The organism is Nocardia sp. NPDC003979, from assembly GCF_053605015.1.
Genome location: NZ_JBSGIJ010000012.1, coordinates 42,211 through 57,946, shown reverse-complemented (window position 1 = coordinate 57,946; position 15,736 = coordinate 42,211). Strand labels below are relative to the sequence as shown.

The following is a 15,736-nucleotide window of genomic DNA, read 5'->3' as shown; positions in this document are numbered from 1 at the left end:
TGTCTCTCCTCCCTCGCCGGAGCGTCGGTCACCGTCGCGGTGGCCGAACACATCGACCGTACTGGCTTCGGGACGATCAGGTGGCGCCACGCCGGTCCGGCGCGGCGCCACCCCGGGTCAGCTCTGGCCGAGCATGCCGCGCATGGTCGCGATCTCACCCTCCTGATCGGCGACGATCTTGGAGGCGAGCTGCTTCGCCTCCGGGTTGGTTCCCTCCGCCAGCTCGGTCTGGGCCATGGCGACCGCGCCCTGGTGGTGCTCGATCATCATCTGCAGCCACTGCCGGTCGAACTCGGCGCCGTTCGCCGCTGCCAGCGCGCTCATCTGTTCCTCGGTCATCATCCCGGGCATGCCGTGGCCGCCGTGGCCCTCGGCGCTCGGTGCGGGCTTGCCGAAGCTGGTCAGCAGGTCGGTGATCTGGCGCATCTCCGGTGCCTGCGCCTGCTCGATCTGGGCGGCCAGCGCGATGAGCTGCTGGTTCTGGGTCCGGCTCGGCACCATCTTCGACATCTCGACCGCCTGCGCGTGATGCGGGTACATCATCTGCAGGAAGGTCACGTCGGCATCGTCGAAGTCGGTGCGGGCCGTGGCGCTCGTCGTGCTCGCCGTCGTCGTCGAGGGGTGCTCGGTGGTGTGCGTGGTCGAGTCGTCGCCGCACCCGGCGGCGACCACGGCGACAGCGGCGAGGGCGAGAACGGTACGGGTGATGGACATGGGTGATCCTCCTGGGGATTCGGGTGTGGGGTGTCGGACAGGGGCCGCGTGGGCCGACCTGTCAGATCCGCAGAATCGCCAGTTGGGAAAGGGAGAGGACGGTCCACGGCGGTGGTCGTTCGCGTCTGCCACGCCAAGTTCTGCCTGCCCGGCGGATGGCGTCGGCGTCTTCGGTGAGCCTGGTCAGCAGCATCCAGCCGAGCACGATGGCCAAGGCGACGAGGATGAACACGCAACCGTGGACGGCCGCGTGTTCGGTGCATCCGCCGCTGCCGCAGCCGTGGTCCTTCGTCGAGTCGTTCTGCGCCGGTACCGCTTCGACAGCCGGACCGACGGCTGTGTGGGCGGCGTTTCCGTGCGCGTGCGCGGAGGTGTCGTGTGCGGAGGTGACGAATACCGCCGAGTGCATGGCGACGATTCCGGCCAGCAGCAGCACGACGGCGAAGGCCCTCACGAGGCGCGCGTACGACGGCTGGACGGTCACGGCGACGAGTCTAACCAGTGCTCAGGGGCTCTCCGCAATACCCGCACGTGGTACGGGTAGAACTAGTCGTTCGCGATGTCGACGACGAGGCGCGGTGGGTCGGCGAGGGTGCTCACGGTGAAGCCGGGACGGTCGGCGTCGAGCCCGATGAACGACTGGGTGACGCCTTCGTAGACCACCGACTTGTAGACGCCGGTGATGCGCGGCGTACTGGGATCGGTGACCGGATCGGGCCCGGCGAACGGGGGAACGGGGGAGTCGAACGGGTAGGCCGAACCGAGGATGCGCACCTCCAGGATCGAGCTGCCCGCCACGTTCACGGCCTTGCCGCTGGCGTCCTGCACGGCGTTGTCGGTGTAGGCCACCTGCCAGCCGGGGGTGCCGGTGCCGCCGAGGGTGTAGACGACCCGGTCGTAGCCGGGATGGTGGCCGAGGCGGACATCGGTGACGGTGAGGGCGGCGCCGACGCTCGCCTCGCCCGACTTCGCGGCGTTGTCGCGCGGACCGGTGGCGTCGGCGAACGTGCTCGCGGTGCTCGTTGTCGTCGTCGAGGGAGTCGCGGCGGGCGCGTCGTCGGGACCGCAGCTCGGCAGGACCAGAGCCGCGGCGGCGATCAGCACGAACACGGGGGCGTTGCGCATGTGACCGATGGTACTCAGGTGAACTCGAGGGTTGCGGGAATCAGCCGGGCGCGTGTCCAGGCTGTGAGTTTGCTGGGCGCGTGCACCGCGGGATCAGCGCGGTCGGCGCACATCGCTGTAACCCGTTCGCCGTCAGTCTTTTCCATGCTCGGTGTGCATATGTGGGCGTCGGTTCCGATGTGCGGCAGGGGCGGATGTGACGATGGGGCAACGATCTAGCACACTTGTCGCGTGGACAGTGTCGAGGACGTATTCACCCGGCTGCGCCGGTATCCGGACGTGGAGGCGCCGAACCTCTATGCCGTCGACGCCGCGGATCGGTTGATTCTCGATACCGCCGCCGACGCGCTCGCGGGCGCGGGCAGTGGCGAGGTGGCGGTGATCGGCGACGCCTACGGCGCGCTGACCCTCGGGATCGCGGTACGGCACGGACACAGCGGCATCCGGGTGCACCAGGACCTGCTCACCGGCGAACTCGCCCTGGCGGGCAACGCCAAGAACCTCGGTCTCGGCGACCGCTTCACCGTGCACGGGCTCGACGCGGACCTGCTCACCGGCGCCCGCGTGGTCGTGATGCGGTTGCCGAAAATGCTCGCCGGGCTTGCCGAGATCGCCGAGGCCATCGCCCGTTACGCCGCCGACGACGTGGTCGTCTACGCCGGTGGCCGCGACAAATACCTCACCCCGACCATGAACGAGGTGTTCGCCGAAACGTTCCGCCAGGTGCGAGCGGGCCGGGGCAGGCAGAAGTCGCGGGTGCTCGTCGTCAGTGAACCGCTACCCGTCGGCGAACCACGATTCCCGGTGCGCGAGAACATCATCGAGATCGACGGTGACGTGGTGGCCTACGGTGCCGCGTTCTCCGGCCCACGCCTCGACATCGGCACCCGATTCCTGCTCGAACATCTGGACCGGATGAAGCCCGACGCCCGCGAGGCCATCGACCTCGGTTGCGGCACCGGCATTCTCGCGGTGGCCCTGGCCAAATCGCGTCCGCGTATCCGGGTGGTCGGCACCGATCAGTCCTGTGCCGCCGTCGCCTCGGCTCGGGCGACCGCCGCCGCCAACGGTGTCGACGACCGGGTCACGGTGGTGCGCGACGACGCCATGTCCTCGGCCGCGGACAACAGCGCCGACCTGGTGCTGTGCAATCCGCCGTTCCATGTGGGCGCGGCCGTGCACACCGGTTCGGCCATCAAGATGTTCGCCGAGACCGGCCGGGTGCTCCGCCCCGGCGGCGAACTGTGGACGGTGTACAACTCGCACCTGAACTATCGGGGTGTGGTGGAACGGATGGTCGGGCGGACCGACGTGATCGACCGGAACCAGAAATTCACGGTGACGCGGTCTGTCCGTGGCCTGCGCGACGTACAACGATAGGGGCGCTCCGACGGGGTAGAGTCCGATTTGTCCGAACGGACGGTGCTGCGATCAATGATCGCGCCGCCGGGAACTTTGTTCGTTCGCGACACGTTGAACAGGGCAGTTGGAGCTGTACGACGTTTCATCACTCCAGGAAAGGCGCACGGTGCGTACCTCATCGAATCCGGTGTTCAAGAACTTACCTCGCCAAGAGGGAGTCGGCGGTTACGCGAACTTCGGTTCGGGCGTGACCGGCGCAGGCCAGCTGGGTAACCAGTACGGCGAATACGGTCAGCAGTACGGGCAGCAGTACCAGCAGGCGCCTGCCACCCGCGCCATGACGATCGACGACGTGGTCACCAAGACCGGCATCACCCTCGCGGTGCTCACCGTCTCGGCGATCATCTCCTTCGCGCTGTCGTCGGCGAACCCGTCGCTGGCGCCGCTGTTCGTCATCGGCGGCGGCCTGATCGGCTTCGTGCTGGTCATGATCGCCAGCTTCGGCAACAAGATGGACAACCCCGCGCTCGTACTGTCGTACGCGGCGTTCGAGGGTCTGTTCCTCGGCGCGCTGTCGCTGATGTTCACCGATGTCACCTTCGGCGGTGTGGGCGGTAGCGCCCTGATCGGCCAGGCGGTGCTCGGCACGTTCGGCGTGTTCTTCGGCATGCTCGTGGTCTACAAGACCGGCGCGATCCGGGTCACCCCGCGATTCACCCGCATGCTGCTCGGCGCCATGGTCGGTGTGCTGGTCCTGATGCTCGGCAACCTGATCGCCAGCTTCTTCACCGACGGCGGCTTCGGCCTGCGCGACGGTGGCCCGCTGGCCATCGTGTTCAGCCTGGTCTGCATCGCCATCGCCGCGTTCAGCTTCCTGCTGGACTTCGACTCCGCCGACCAGCTGATCCGCGCCCAGGCCCCCGAGAAGGCCGCCTGGGGCGTCGCCCTCGGCCTGACCGTCACCCTGGTCTGGCTCTACGTCGAGATCCTGCGTCTGCTGAGCTACTTCCAGCGCGACTGAGATAAGCGATAGACCCAAAGAGCGGCTCCCCACCGATTCGGTGGGGAGCCGCTTTGCTATTTCTGGTCCGTGCTCAGCTGAGGCGCTCGATGACCAGGGCCATGCCCTGACCGCCGCCGACGCACATGGTTTCCACGCCGAACTGCTTGTCGTAGGTCTGCAGGTTGTTCAGCAGGGTGGCGGTGATGCGGGCACCGGTCATGCCGAACGGGTGGCCGAGGGCGATGGCGCCGCCGGAGACGTTGAGCTTGTCCTCGTCGATCTTCAGCTCACGCGCCGAGCCGAGCACCTGCACGGCGAAGGCCTCGTTGATCTCGAACAGGTCGATGTCGGCGACCGACTTGCCCGCCAGGGCGAGCGCCTTCTTGACGGCCTCGATCGGGCCGAGGCCCATGATCTCCGGGGACAGGCCCGAGACACCGGTGGACACGATGCGCGCCAGCGGGGTGAGACCGAGTTCCTTGGCCTTGGTGTCGCTCATGATCACCAGCGCCGCGGCGCCGTCGTTGAGCGGACAACAGTTGCCCGCGGTGACGGTGCCGTCGGGGCGGAACACCGGCTTGAGCTGGCTGACGGCCTCGTAGGTGACGCCGGCGCGCGGGCCGTCGTCCTTGCTGACGACGGTGCCGTCGGGCAGGGTCACCGGGGTGATCTCACGCTCGAAGAAGCCGTTCTTGATGGCTTCCTCGGCCCGGTTCTGCGAGCGCACGCCCCAGTGGTCCTGGTCCTCGCGGCTGATGCCGGTGAGAGAGGCGACGTTCTCGGCGGTCTGCCCCATCGCGATGTAGGCGTCGGGCAGCAGGCCGTCCTCGCGCGGGTCGTGCCACGCGCCCGCGCCGCCTTCGGCGGTCTTGGCGGTGCGGGCCTCGGCCTCGGCGAACTCCGGGTTCTTGGTGTCGGGCGAGCTGTCGGCCGAACCCTTGGCGTAGCGGGAAACGGTCTCCACACCGGCGGAGATGAACACGTCGCCCTCGCCTGCCTTGATGGCGTGGAAGGCCATCCGGGTGGTCTGCAGCGACGAGGCGCAGTAGCGGTGCACGGTGGTGCCGGGGACCACGTCGAGGCCGAGCTTCACCGCGACGATGCGCCCCTGGTTGAAGCCACCCTCACCGGCGGGGGAGCCGGTGCCGAGGATGATGTCGTCGACCTGGGTGGGGTCGAGGGCAGGGACCTTGGCCAGCGCGGCCTGGACCATCTGCGCGGTCAGGTCGTCCGGGCGCATCCCGGCCAGGGACCCCTTGACGGCACGGCCGATCGGGGAGCGGGCGATGGAAACGATGACGGCCTCGGGCATGAGGACTCCTTTTCGGAAGGCTGGCGCGAACGGCTGTTGTACATACCGCTCATTCGTGAATGTACGTCTCGCTCTGCGCGACAGGAAGACCAGGGCGGCCACGCACCGCGGAGACCAGCACCGGCAACAACTGGGCGGCCGCGAGTTCGTAACCGGCTGCCGAAGGATGGAAGCCGTCGGTCGCGAAGAGGATCTCGGGAGCCGCCCGGAACTCCGAGGCCACCAGCGGCGAGCCCATCGGCACCGCGATTCCCCCGGCCAGCGTGGTCGCCACCGTCTGCGCCTTGCCGAGCCGCACACTCCAATTCGCCACCACCGTGCGCAGCGGCTGCGGGATGGCGGTGACGGTGCCGAGATCGGGACACGTGCCGACGACGACCAGTGCGTCGGCCTCGCGCAACCGCGATACGGCCTGCGCGAGCCTGCGGGCCGAGGCACGGATCGAATGCTTCTTGGTGATGTCGTTGGCGCCGACCAGGATCACCGCCGCGTCCGGCGGCGGGCCCGCGATGAACATCGCGTCGACCTGCCCGGCCAGGCCCTTGGAGGTGGCGCCGGAAATCGCCTTGGTACTCAACCGGATCCGCATGCCGGTGGCCTCGGCCAGGCCACGGGCCAGGCGCACACCCGGCACGTCGGCGGCGCCGAGGCAGCCGAGACCGGCCGCGGTGGAGTCGCCGAAGATCATCAGGTGCAGGTCGAACGGGACGTTCTTGCGCCACGGCTCGGGCAGGTTCGCACCGGGGGCGTACACGCCGTCGGCCTCGGGCGGCTTGGAGGTGTCGCGACCGATCACCGCGCGTGCGGCGCCTGCCTGGGTCATCAGCAACCGGTAGGTCGCCCAGGAGACGGTGCCCGCGCCCGACCCGGCGAGGACGGTCGTGGCGCCGGTGACCGCGGCCGTGCGCCAGCTGATTCGAGGTGCGCTCACATCCGAAAATTCTACGGCTCATCCGCCTCCCCGCGTCTTTTGGCCAGACTCGGGTGCGGGGCGAGTTCGGGGCGCGGCAAGCTTTTGTGAGAGGGGTGAGTTAGCCGGTTCCCGGCGAGTTACCCATGTCCTGACGAGATCAGTTGTTGCGCGTCGAACCCGCTCGCGGATGCGCTGACCGCGTGGCGCTGGACTATGGTTCGGGAGTGGGGAAGGCGCCCGAGCTGTTGCGACTCGGCGAACCGGCCGGGCGACGGCTGCTCGCCGCCACCGTGCTCGGCTCGGGGATGGGGTTTCTCGACGGCACCATCGTCAACGTCGCGCTTCCCCGGATCGGGTCCGAACTGCACGCCGATCTGGCCGCCCTGCAATGGGTGATCAACGGCTACACCCTCGCACTCGCCTCGCTGATCCTCGTCGGTGGCGCGCTCGGTGACCGGTTCGGCCGCAAACGGATGTTCGCCTGGGGTGTCGCCGCGTTCGCCGTCACCTCCGCGCTGTGCGCGCTCGCGCCGACGATCGAAACCTTGATCGCGGCACGGCTGTTGCAGGGCGTCGCCGCCGCCCTGCTGACTCCCGGCAGTCTGGCGCTGGTCGAGTCGTCCTTCGTTCATCACGACCGGATGCGGGCCATCGGCGCCTGGACCGGCATGCTCGGCGTCGCCACCGCGGGTGGTCCGGTGCTCGGTGGCTGGCTGGTCGGGCTGTCGTGGCGGTGGGCGTTCGCGATCAATCTGCCGCTGGCCGTGCTCACCCTGCTGCTGTTGCGCGGCGCGCCCGAGTCACGCGACGAACGCGCGGACGGCAAGCACTTCGACCTCCCCGGCATCGTGCTCGCGCCGGTGGCGCTGGCCGGGGTCACCTGGGCGCTGACCGAATGGCCCGACACCGGCGCCACACCCGCGACGGTCGGCGCCGCGGTGACGGGTGTGGTTGCCGCCGTGGCGTTCGTCGTCGTCGAACGGCGGGCGCGGTATCCGATGGTGCCGCCCGAAATGTTCGCCGACCGGGTCTTCACCCTCATCAACGTGGTGACGCTGCTCGTCTACGCCGCGCTGTCCGGGTCGATGGTGTTCATCGCCCTGTTCCTCCAGATCGGCGCAGGCTGGTCGCCGTTGGCGGCCGGGGCGGCGAGCGTGCCGATCAGTGTGCTGATGTTCCTGCTCGCGGCGCGCTTCGGCGCCGTCGCCACCCGGTTCGGGCCACGCAGGCCGATGGTGATCGGCGCGTTGGTCCTGGCCGGTGGGCTGGCGCTGCTGGCTGGTGCGCCGCGCGACCCCGGCTTCGTGACCGACATCCTGCCCGGGATGCTCGCCATGGGCCTCGGCCTCTCGATGCTCGTCGCCCCGCTGACCGGCACCGTCCTCGCCGCCGCACCGGCGGGTCGGGCGGGGGTCGCCAGCGGCATCAACAACGCGGTCTCGCGCACGGCCGGGTTGCTCGCCGTCGCCGCGTTGCCGCTGCTGGTCGGGCTATCCGGGCACGCCTATGCCGACGCCGACGCCGTCACCGCGGCCTATCGCGGCGCGCTGTGGTGGTGCGTGGGCTTGGTGCTCGCCGGGGCAGTGGTCACCGCTGTCGGCCTGTCGGGGCGTCGCGCCGCCGGGTGATGGACCGGTGTGCTGGCACACACTGTCGGACCAGGTCGCGACCTGCGCGCGAGGTTCTGCAACTATGGAGCTCATGCGCATCGCGGATCATGTCGTCGACCTCATCGGCAACACCCCACTGGTTCGGCTGAACTCGGTGGTCGGCCCGAACGCGGGCCTGGTCGCCGCGAAGATCGAATACCTCAACCCGGGCGGCAGCTCCAAGGACCGCATCGCGGTCAAGATGATCGACGCCGCCGAGGAAGAGGGCCTGCTGAAGCCGGGTGGCACGATCGTGGAACCCACCTCGGGCAACACCGGTGTCGGCCTGGCGCTGGTCGCCCAGCAGCGCGGATACAAGTGCGTGTTCGTCTGCCCCGACAAGGTGAGCGAGGACAAGCGCAACGTGCTGCGTGCCTACGGCGCCGAGGTCGTGGTCTGCCCGACCGCCGTGCCGCCGGAGCACCCCGACAGCTACTACAACGTCTCCGATCGCCTGGTCCGCGAGATCGACGGCGCCTGGAAGCCCAACCAGTACTCCAACCCGGGCGGCCCGGAAAGCCACTACGAGACCACCGGCCCCGAGATCTGGGCCGACACCGAAGGCAAGGTCACCCACTTCGTCGCGGGTGTGGGCACCGGCGGCACCATCACCGGCACCGGCCGCTACCTCAAGGAGGTCTCGGGCGGGAAGGTGAAGATCATCGGCGCCGACCCCGAGGGCTCGGTGTACTCCGGCGGCACCGGCCGCCCCTACCTCGTCGAGGGCGTCGGTGAGGATTTCTGGCCCACCGCCTACGACCCGGCCGTGCCCGACGAGATCATCGCCGTCTCCGACGCCGACTCCTTCGAGATGACCCGTCGCCTGGCCCGGGAAGAGGGCCTGCTCGTCGGCGGCTCGTGCGGCATGGCCGTGGTCGCCGCGATCGAGGTGGCCCGGCGCGACCCCGACGCCGTCGTCGTGGTGCTGCTGCCCGACGGCGGCCGCGGCTACCTGTCGAAGATCTTCAACGACAAGTGGATGAGCTCCTACGGCTTCCTCACCACCCCGCTCGAGGCGGGCCCGGAACCGCTGGTCGGTGACGTGCTGCGCGGCAAGTCGGGCGAGCTGCCCGACCTGGTGCACACCCACCCCTCGGAGACCCTGCGCGACGCCATCGAGATCCTGCGCGAATACGGTGTCTCGCAGATGCCGGTCGTCGGCGCGGAACCGCCGGTGATGGCGGGCGAGGTGGCAGGCAGCGTCACCGAACGCGACCTGCTCTCGGCCGTCTTCGAGGGCCGCGCCCAGCTCACCGACTCGGTGGCCCAGCACATGAGCCCGTCCTTCCCTCTGATCGGCTCGGGCGAACCTCTCTCGACCGCCACCAAGGCCCTGTCCGACACCGACGCGCTGATGGTCGTCGAAGACGGCAAGCCCGTCGGCGTCATCACCCGCCACGACCTGCTCGGCTTCCTCAGCACCGGCTCGATCTGAGATCAGACCGAACGCGAAGGCCGCCCGGACAGCGGCGGTGAGCTGAGGAGCTGACGCCGAGCACGGTCGGCGTCGTGCTGCGCTACATCGTCTGGGGTGAGCAGGCAGCGAACGGCGGCGCGATCAGAGTGACGATGAAGTCCCGCAGGGCGGTCGCTGTGGACAGCCCTGCGGGATATCGGTCAGGCCAACGCGGAGTGTAGTTTCACCCACTGCTCCGGGTGGACATAGGCGACCACCGTGTCGTGGGCGATGCCCGCGCTGTGCAGGGCCGTGTCCACTCCGTGGTAGCGCGTTCGCAGTGCGGTACCGACCGAGCCGCCGATTCCGGAGTATGCGGTGCGCACCAGTTCGGTGTAGGAGTCGCGGTGGGGGACAAGGGGTGTCGGGCGGCGGTCGAGTCGCAGGACGGCGGCGTCGACTGCCGGGATCGGGCGGAAACTCGTGCGGTGGATGTGGCCGCGTAGTTGCCAGTCGAACCACGGCCAGGTCAGGGCGGTTGTGAGGCTCCATCTTCCGTAGTCGCCGGTGTGTTTGCGGGCGTACTCGCGTTGGGTGAGCAGGGTCGCCGAGGTGAGGGCCGGTGCGCTCAGGCACCAGTCCACGATCCGTGCGGTGGCCGAGAACGGGATGTTGCCGACCACCGCGAACTCGGTGCGTGGGGCCTTGGCCTTGGTGAAATCGCCTCGGATCACCTGGATTCCGTGCTCGCCTCTGGTCTGGGCCGAGAGCTTGGCCGCGAGCAGCGGATCGATTTCGTACGTGGTGACCTCGGCCCCGCGCCGGGCGAGTGCCCGGGTGAGCACGCCTTCGCCCGCACCGGGTTCGAGCACGGTACCGGCTGGATCGGCGACGGTCATCAGTAGTTCGACCGCATGTGGATCTACCAGGAAGTTCTGTGACAGCGTCCTTCTGTTCGAGTCACGCGACGTACGGTGGCCCCCACGCGCGGTGACCTTGCGCTGGGTGTGTGAATAGTTCTTGTGTGAATGGTCCTGCGCCACGGCAGTTGCCCCTTCGGGTCATCGAGTCGGAAGAGTCTCGATGGGCCCTGGGCGCGCCGGTGGACGCGAGAGAGGAGATCCGCGTCCGCTAGCGGGCCAGAGCCCGGGCGTGGCGGATGCGGATGAACACGGGGCACGACATGCGAATCACGCTAGAACTCGGTCTGTTCGGTTCGCAACCGAATTTCACGCCCCGCTGACCGTTCGTGTGCGCAAGGCGGCCACCGCCGACTCGGCGGCGATCAATGCGCTGTTGATGGAGATCTCCCCGCGCATGCCGGGCGCGGCGACCATGTCGCCGGCCAGGTATATCCCGTTGCCCCGGTCGACGGCCGGACGGTCGCGCCAGGTGGTGCCCGGAAGGTCGAGGGCGCCGGTGCGGTTCTTCGCGGTGGCTTTGCGGTGGAAGGTCTTGCGGGAGCGCCAGTCCGGGATGGTGGCGTCGGCGAAGGCTTCGAGGCGTTGGTGGGCGGCATCGCGGGATTCGGCCGGGCGAACGGGCATCTGGAGCTGGTAGAGGGATTCGCCCGCGGGAGCGATGGAGTCGTCCTGCATGGTGTAGGACTCGTGGAAGCCGCCTTCGTCCAGGTCGAACACCAGGCTGCGGTCGTGACGGTCCTTGGTGACGGCGATGTCGAGCAGAGCGGCGAACCCGGATGTGCCGCGCGGTATTTCGTCACCGAGCAGGCGGCGCGCCGAATCCAGGTCGGTCGCCACGATCACCGGGCCGTCGGTCGGTAGGCTGTCCAGGCGCGAACCGGTTTCGATCGCGACGCCGAGTTCTGTTGCCCGCGTGACCATACGATCCACCGTGCGTTGCCACCCGCCGCGCACCCAGCGCACCGCCGGAACCTTCGCCCCGAGGACACGCTGGAAGAGGTCCCAGACGAACGCGGCAGAGAGTCGACCGGTTTCCGCTTCATAGGTGACCACGCTGATCGCGTTGGCCATCCGGGTCGCGGTCCGCTCGCCCCAGCGCTCGGACGCCCAGGTGTGGAAATCGATGTCCACCGGAGCTGTCAGGCGAGTTCGGGCTTGTGCGCGGAGCATGGCGATCGGCGGCATCCGGCGCAGCGTGCCCTCACACCGGAACGCGACCTTCGCCGCGTCGACGGGGGAGGGCCAGCCGAGTCCGTCGACGAAGCCGCGCTTCTTCAGCCAGGTGTAGTGCGGTCCGTCGGCGTAGAACACATGCGCGCCCTCGTGCACCACATGTGGTGGCTCGGTGGCGCGGCCCCGACCGCCGAGGGTGCTGTGCGCGTCGTGAAGACGCACGGCCGCCGCACCGGTTTCGGCGACCGCGATGGCCGCTGTGAGTCCGGCCAGGCCGCCCCCGATCACTGTGACAGGTGTGTTCATGGTTGTTCCTCCTCGTTGCCCGCCCATTCGAGTCGGGCGGCGATAATTTCCGCAGTTGCTCTCAGATAGCTTTCGGCTTCGACATTCGCTGGATGGTCGCCGTCGAAGATGTCGCGGATCAGCCAGAAGTGCGCGACAGCACCGACGAGTACGGCGGCGGTTGGCTCCCAGTCCTTGTCGCGCCCAGGCGTTCCGGCCAGCTCGGCGAGTCCTCGGGTGAGCACCGGCATGACAACGGCGTACTCCTGCTGGCGGAAGACCTCGAGCATGTCGGCGGGAATCGAGTTGTCGCGCATCAGAATCCGGTTCACATCGCGATCGTGGTCGATCCGGTCCAGGCCGATCCGGCACAGCGCCGTCAGCTTGTCGACCAGTGAACCGGCGGGGGCGAGCCCGGCGGTGATCGAGAAGTCCGGCGCCAGGAACAGCTCCAACGCGCCGCGTTCGGACAGCCGCGACGACACCGCCTCGACCAGCAGTTCGTCCTTGGACCGGAAGTGCCGGTACAGCCCGCCTGCTCCGCTGGACAACCCCGCGGCCCGCTCGATCTGAGCCACCGAGGTCTTGGCGAACCCTTGCTCGCCGAACAACCGCAGCGCCTCGGTCATGATCCGTTCGCGCGTCGACGGGGTCACCGGCACCTCCTGCTGTAAGTAACCACTTACTTACAGAGTGGGCCGCGATCACTCCGCGCGCAAGAGCCGGATCGTGTGGCTCATCCCACGTGCGAGAAAGTAGGCAACTTTCTCGCAACCGGCTGGTTCGGACCGATTCATGGGGGTAAGCCTCCGATGACACTCTCGGCAAATCGGGCGGGAAGAGCGAAAGGAAGTGCTGTGGACAACTCCGTCGTCGCGATCGACTTCCAGCAAGGCTTCAATGACGCTTGGAGTTCGGTAGCGCAATTCGTGCCGAAATTGGTTGCCTTCATCGCCATCCTGCTGATCGGCTGGATCATCGCGAAAGTAGTGGCGAAGGTGGTGAACGCGGTGCTCGAGCGGGTCGGTTTCGACCGGCTGGTCGAGCGCGGCCAGATCAAGAAGATGATGGCCAAGAGCAAGTACGACGCCTCTGATCTGCTGGCCAAGCTGGCCTACTACGCGATCCTGCTGATCGCGCTGCAGATCGGTTTCGGTGTGTTCGGCCCCAACCCGGTCAGTGACCTGCTCACCGGCATCGTGGCCTGGCTGCCGAAGGCGGCGGTGGCGATCGTGATCGTGGTGATCGCGGGTGCGGTCGCGCACGCGGTGAGCGAACTGGTCACCAACGCGCTCGGCGGCCTGTCCTACGGTTCGCTGCTCGGCAAGATCGCCTCGGTCTTCATCTGGGCGATCGGCATCATCGCTGCCCTGAACCAGATCGGCGTCGCCACCACGGTGACCACCCCGATCCTGATCGCGGTGCTCGCCACGATCGGCGGCATCCTCGTCGTCGGTGTGGGCGGTGGCCTGGTCCGGCCCATGGAGCAGCGCTGGAGCAGCTGGCTCGGCAACCTGGAATCGGAGATGCCAGCGCTCAAGGGTGAGGCGCAGGCCTACCAGCGCGGTCGTGAGGACGTGACGCGCGAGGGCCAGCGGGTGCCGGGTTCGCACACCCAGCAGACCCAGCAGGAATGGGCGACTCCCGGTGCGGGCGGCAGCCCGCAGGCCGGTGGCTACCCGCAGACGGGCCAGCAGCCCGGCTGGGGCGGGGAAACCGCGAGGTAGGAACCAACCGGCGCCGGCGTTCCGTCACCGCTTCGGTGGCGGAGCGCCGATTCCGGTTTCAGGCGTCGGCGTGGTGGCAGACGGCGGCGAGCCGGTACTGCAGCCAGTCGGCGTCGTGCCAGGTCTGCGGCGCCACCCCGGCGAACACACCCGCTCGCTCGGCGACGACCTGATCGAGCAGGCCGCGCACGTATCCGGCCAGCAGGATGGCGAGCGGAAGCCGCGCCGCCTCCTCGACCCCGTACTCGAGAATGTCGCGGACGGCGGCGGCGTGCTGGTCCAGCTGCGCCAGCACCCCGGGGTGTTGCGCCGCGGCGGCGGCCGCGGGGGCGCCGTATTCGATGTTCAACTGTCGCAGATGTCGCCGTGCCGAAATTTCGAGCAGTGCGGGGCCGAGCGAAAACACCACCAGATGGTAGCGAATCCGTCATAGAGCGGCGAACGCGGCGCAACTTTACGATCCTGTGCACAGACTTGCGTGAAGTGCCGCCCCGATGGATTCTGGGCAGGTATAACCGATTCGGGAGAACTTTCGGCAAACCAGCTCGGCGAGCGAAAGGATCTACGGTGCACGTCACCGATTCGGCGGTTCAGCTGCTGTGGGCGAATCCTGTCGTCGCCGCGGGCGCCGGTTACACGGCGCGCTCCGGTGTCACGGGACTGCTGCGGCACCGGCCTTACGCGCGGGTGCTCGGCCGATTCGTCGCGGCTTTCATCTGGGGTAGCGGCGGAGTCGCCGCGCTCACCGCCCTCGGGGTCCCCCTCGGCCTCACCCTCCCGGTCGCTCTCACGGTGCTCACCGTGGTCGCCCTCACACTCACCCTCGTCTTCGCCGGCGGAATGATCCGCCCCGCGCCCGCCGAGTCGACGGACTGATCCGGCGTCGAGTCGACCGGCCTAGCGGAAAGCGTTCGCGTCGGTGAGCGCCTTGCCCAGCACGAGCTGATGCACCTCGGCCGTGCCCTCGTAGGTCAGCACCGACTCCAGATTGTTCGCGTGCCGCAGCACCGGGTAATCGAGGGTGATCCCGTTGGCACCCAGAATCGTGCGGCATTCGCGGGCGATGCGGATCGCCTCACGCGTGCTGTTGAGTTTGCCCGCGCTGATCTGCTCACTCGTGATCTCGTGCCGATCCTTCAACCGGCCGAGATGCAGGGCCAACAGTTGACCCTTGCCGAGCTCGAGCGCCATGTCGGCCAGCTTGGCCTGGGTGAGCTGGTAGCCGGCCAGCGGCTTGTCGAACACCTCGCGGGTGCGGGCGTAGTCGACGGCGGCGGCCAGGCAGTCGCGGGCGGCGCCCAGCGCACCGAAGACGATGCCGAACCGCGCCTCGCTCAAGCACGCCAGCGGCGAACTCAACCCGCGTGACTCGGGAAGTACCGCGTCGGCGGGCAGGCGCACGTCATCGAAATCCAGTGCGGCGGTGAGGGAGGCGCGCAGCGACAATTTCCGGTGGATCTCCCGGGCGGTGAATCCGGGGGTGCCCGCCGGTACGAGGAATCCGCGCACCCGTGGCTTGTCGTCGCCGGGCTCCTCGGCATAGGCCCACACCACGGCGATATCGGCGACCGAGCCGTTGGTGATCCACATCTTCGACCCGTTGAGCACCCAGTCGTCACCGTCGCGTCGCGCGCGGGTGCGCATGCCACCGGGGTTGGAGCCGTAGTCCGGTTCGGTGAGCCCGAAGCAGCCGATCAGCTCACCGGCCGCCATGGCGGGCAGGTACTGCTGCTTCTGCTCCTCGGACCCGAAGAAGTGGATGGCCGTCATGGCGAGTGAGCCCTGCACCGACACCATGCTGCGCACACCGGAGTCCACGGCCTCGAGTTCCTGACAGGCCAGGCCGTACGCGGTGGCCGACGCGCCAGCGCAGCCGTACCCCTCGAGGTGCATGCCGAGCAGTCCGAGCCTGCCGAGTTCGGGCGCGATCTCGCGGGCGGGGAAGGTGCCCGCCTCGAACCACTCCGCGATGTGCGGACGAAGTCGTTTCTCGCCGAATCGGGCGACGGTATCCCGGATCTCACGCTCCTCCGGGGACAGCAACGCATCGATCGCGAACAACTCTTCCACGGTCACCATGGCGTCAGCTTAACCGTGGCGCCGTCACCGAATCGGGCACTTCGTGCAGGCGTGATACCCGTGCGCGAACGGCCG

16 protein-coding genes are annotated in these 15,736 nt (G+C 68.5%); 6 read left to right on the top strand and 10 right to left on the bottom strand.

Features of this window, described 5'->3' with window-relative positions; genetic code table 11:
• Positions 1 to 117: 117 nt before the first annotated feature.
• The 3 genes from ACWEVR_RS23470 to ACWEVR_RS23460 all read right to left on the bottom strand — a co-directional run bounded on the left by ACWEVR_RS23470 (position 118) and on the right by ACWEVR_RS23460 (position 1,839).
• Positions 118 to 714, bottom strand: coding sequence for a DUF305 domain-containing protein (locus ACWEVR_RS23470; RefSeq protein ID WP_452468732.1), 597 nt, complete (start codon positions 712 to 714; stop codon positions 118 to 120).
• 61 nt (positions 715 to 775) lie between these two features.
• Positions 776 to 1,198, bottom strand: coding sequence for a DUF6153 family protein (locus tag ACWEVR_RS23465; protein ID WP_452468731.1), 423 nt, complete (start codon positions 1,196 to 1,198; stop codon positions 776 to 778).
• Between the two features lie 62 nt (positions 1,199 to 1,260).
• Positions 1,261 to 1,839, bottom strand: coding sequence for an AMIN-like domain-containing (lipo)protein (locus ACWEVR_RS23460; protein WP_452468730.1), 579 nt, complete (start codon positions 1,837 to 1,839; stop codon positions 1,261 to 1,263).
• Positions 1,840 to 2,070: 231 nt separating this feature from the next.
• On the opposite strand from ACWEVR_RS23460, the gene ACWEVR_RS23455 reads away from it, so the two are divergent.
• Both ACWEVR_RS23455 and ACWEVR_RS23450 read left to right on the top strand, forming a co-directional pair.
• The gene (locus ACWEVR_RS23455; protein ID WP_452468729.1) at positions 2,071 to 3,219 is read left to right on the top strand and encodes a class I SAM-dependent methyltransferase; all 1,149 of its coding nucleotides are present in this window, start codon (positions 2,071 to 2,073) and stop codon (positions 3,217 to 3,219) included.
• 148 nt (positions 3,220 to 3,367) lie between these two features.
• Positions 3,368 to 4,222 carry a Bax inhibitor-1/YccA family protein gene (locus tag ACWEVR_RS23450; protein ID WP_181696633.1) on the top strand — a complete coding sequence of 285 codons (855 nt, stop codon included), beginning with the start codon at positions 3,368 to 3,370 and terminating at the stop codon, positions 4,220 to 4,222.
• Positions 4,223 to 4,295: 73 nt separating this feature from the next.
• Here the strand turns inward: ACWEVR_RS23450 and ACWEVR_RS23445 are convergent, their stop codons facing one another.
• Both ACWEVR_RS23445 and ACWEVR_RS23440 read right to left on the bottom strand, forming a co-directional pair.
• A complete protein-coding gene (locus ACWEVR_RS23445; protein WP_452468728.1) occupies positions 4,296 to 5,516 on the bottom strand; it encodes an acetyl-CoA C-acetyltransferase in 1,221 nt (406 codons plus the stop codon).
• A gap of 49 nt (positions 5,517 to 5,565) precedes the next feature.
• On the bottom strand, positions 5,566 to 6,447 hold the full coding sequence (locus ACWEVR_RS23440; protein ID WP_452468727.1) for an SGNH/GDSL hydrolase family protein: 882 nt from the start codon (positions 6,445 to 6,447) through the stop codon (positions 5,566 to 5,568).
• A 206-nt stretch (positions 6,448 to 6,653) separates the two neighbouring features.
• Between ACWEVR_RS23440 and ACWEVR_RS23435 the strand changes: the two genes are divergently transcribed.
• Both ACWEVR_RS23435 and ACWEVR_RS23430 read left to right on the top strand, forming a co-directional pair.
• Complete coding sequence (locus ACWEVR_RS23435; protein WP_452468726.1) at positions 6,654 to 8,057, top strand: MFS transporter; 1,404 nt, start codon at positions 6,654 to 6,656, stop codon at positions 8,055 to 8,057.
• Between the two features lie 73 nt (positions 8,058 to 8,130).
• Complete coding sequence (locus ACWEVR_RS23430; RefSeq protein ID WP_452468725.1) at positions 8,131 to 9,513, top strand: cystathionine beta-synthase; 1,383 nt, start codon at positions 8,131 to 8,133, stop codon at positions 9,511 to 9,513.
• Positions 9,514 to 9,695: 182 nt separating this feature from the next.
• Here the strand turns inward: ACWEVR_RS23430 and erm are convergent, their stop codons facing one another.
• The 3 genes from erm to ACWEVR_RS23415 form a co-directional block, all read right to left on the bottom strand.
• Entirely contained in the window at positions 9,696 to 10,517 is an 822-nt protein-coding gene (gene erm, locus ACWEVR_RS23425) for a 23S ribosomal RNA methyltransferase Erm (RefSeq protein WP_452468724.1), read from the bottom strand.
• A gap of 186 nt (positions 10,518 to 10,703) precedes the next feature.
• Positions 10,704 to 11,876 carry an NAD(P)-binding protein gene (locus ACWEVR_RS23420; RefSeq protein WP_452468723.1) on the bottom strand — a complete coding sequence of 391 codons (1,173 nt, stop codon included), beginning with the start codon at positions 11,874 to 11,876 and terminating at the stop codon, positions 10,704 to 10,706.
• Positions 11,873 to 12,484: a TetR/AcrR family transcriptional regulator gene (locus tag ACWEVR_RS23415; RefSeq protein ID WP_452468819.1), complete on the bottom strand. Its 612-nt coding sequence runs from the start codon at positions 12,482 to 12,484 to the stop codon at positions 11,873 to 11,875. Before ACWEVR_RS23415 ends, ACWEVR_RS23420 begins: the two co-directional genes overlap by 4 nt.
• 228 nt (positions 12,485 to 12,712) lie before the next feature.
• Here ACWEVR_RS23415 and ACWEVR_RS23410 point away from each other — a divergent pair, with 228 nt between their 5' ends.
• On the top strand, positions 12,713 to 13,582 hold the full coding sequence (locus ACWEVR_RS23410; protein ID WP_067637842.1) for a mechanosensitive ion channel family protein: 870 nt from the start codon (positions 12,713 to 12,715) through the stop codon (positions 13,580 to 13,582).
• Between the two features lie 58 nt (positions 13,583 to 13,640).
• Here ACWEVR_RS23410 and ACWEVR_RS23405 read toward each other — a convergent pair whose 3' ends face one another.
• On the bottom strand, positions 13,641 to 13,988 hold the full coding sequence (locus ACWEVR_RS23405) for a DUF6401 family natural product biosynthesis protein (protein WP_452468722.1): 348 nt from the start codon (positions 13,986 to 13,988) through the stop codon (positions 13,641 to 13,643).
• 161 nt (positions 13,989 to 14,149) lie between these two features.
• Between ACWEVR_RS23405 and ACWEVR_RS23400 the strand changes: the two genes are divergently transcribed.
• Positions 14,150 to 14,458 (top strand): hypothetical protein, encoded by a 309-nt coding sequence (locus ACWEVR_RS23400; RefSeq protein ID WP_452468721.1) that lies wholly within the window; start codon positions 14,150 to 14,152, stop codon positions 14,456 to 14,458.
• Between the two features lie 21 nt (positions 14,459 to 14,479).
• On the opposite strand, the gene ACWEVR_RS23395 is transcribed toward ACWEVR_RS23400, so the two are convergent.
• On the bottom strand, positions 14,480 to 15,661 hold the full coding sequence (locus ACWEVR_RS23395) for an acyl-CoA dehydrogenase family protein (RefSeq protein WP_452468720.1): 1,182 nt from the start codon (positions 15,659 to 15,661) through the stop codon (positions 14,480 to 14,482).
• Positions 15,662 to 15,736 lie beyond the last annotated feature (75 nt).

Excerpts from the sequence above, each read along its gene's own strand:
- ACWEVR_RS23415 (WP_452468819.1), bottom strand. The coding sequence starts at position 12,484 with ATGACCGAGGCGCTGCGGTTGTTCGGCGAGCAAGGGTTCGCCAAGACC.
- ACWEVR_RS23395 (WP_452468720.1), bottom strand. The coding sequence starts at position 15,661 with ATGGTGACCGTGGAAGAGTTGTTCGCGATCGATGCGTTGCTGTCCCCG.
- ACWEVR_RS23430 (WP_452468725.1), top strand. The coding sequence starts at position 8,131 with ATGCGCATCGCGGATCATGTCGTCGACCTCATCGGCAACACCCCACTG.
- ACWEVR_RS23420 (WP_452468723.1), bottom strand. The coding sequence starts at position 11,876 with ATGAACACACCTGTCACAGTGATCGGGGGCGGCCTGGCCGGACTCACA.
- ACWEVR_RS23470 (WP_452468732.1), bottom strand. The coding sequence starts at position 714 with ATGTCCATCACCCGTACCGTTCTCGCCCTCGCCGCTGTCGCCGTGGTC.
- ACWEVR_RS23460 (WP_452468730.1), bottom strand. The coding sequence starts at position 1,839 with ATGCGCAACGCCCCCGTGTTCGTGCTGATCGCCGCCGCGGCTCTGGTC.
- ACWEVR_RS23445 (WP_452468728.1), bottom strand. The coding sequence starts at position 5,516 with ATGCCCGAGGCCGTCATCGTTTCCATCGCCCGCTCCCCGATCGGCCGT.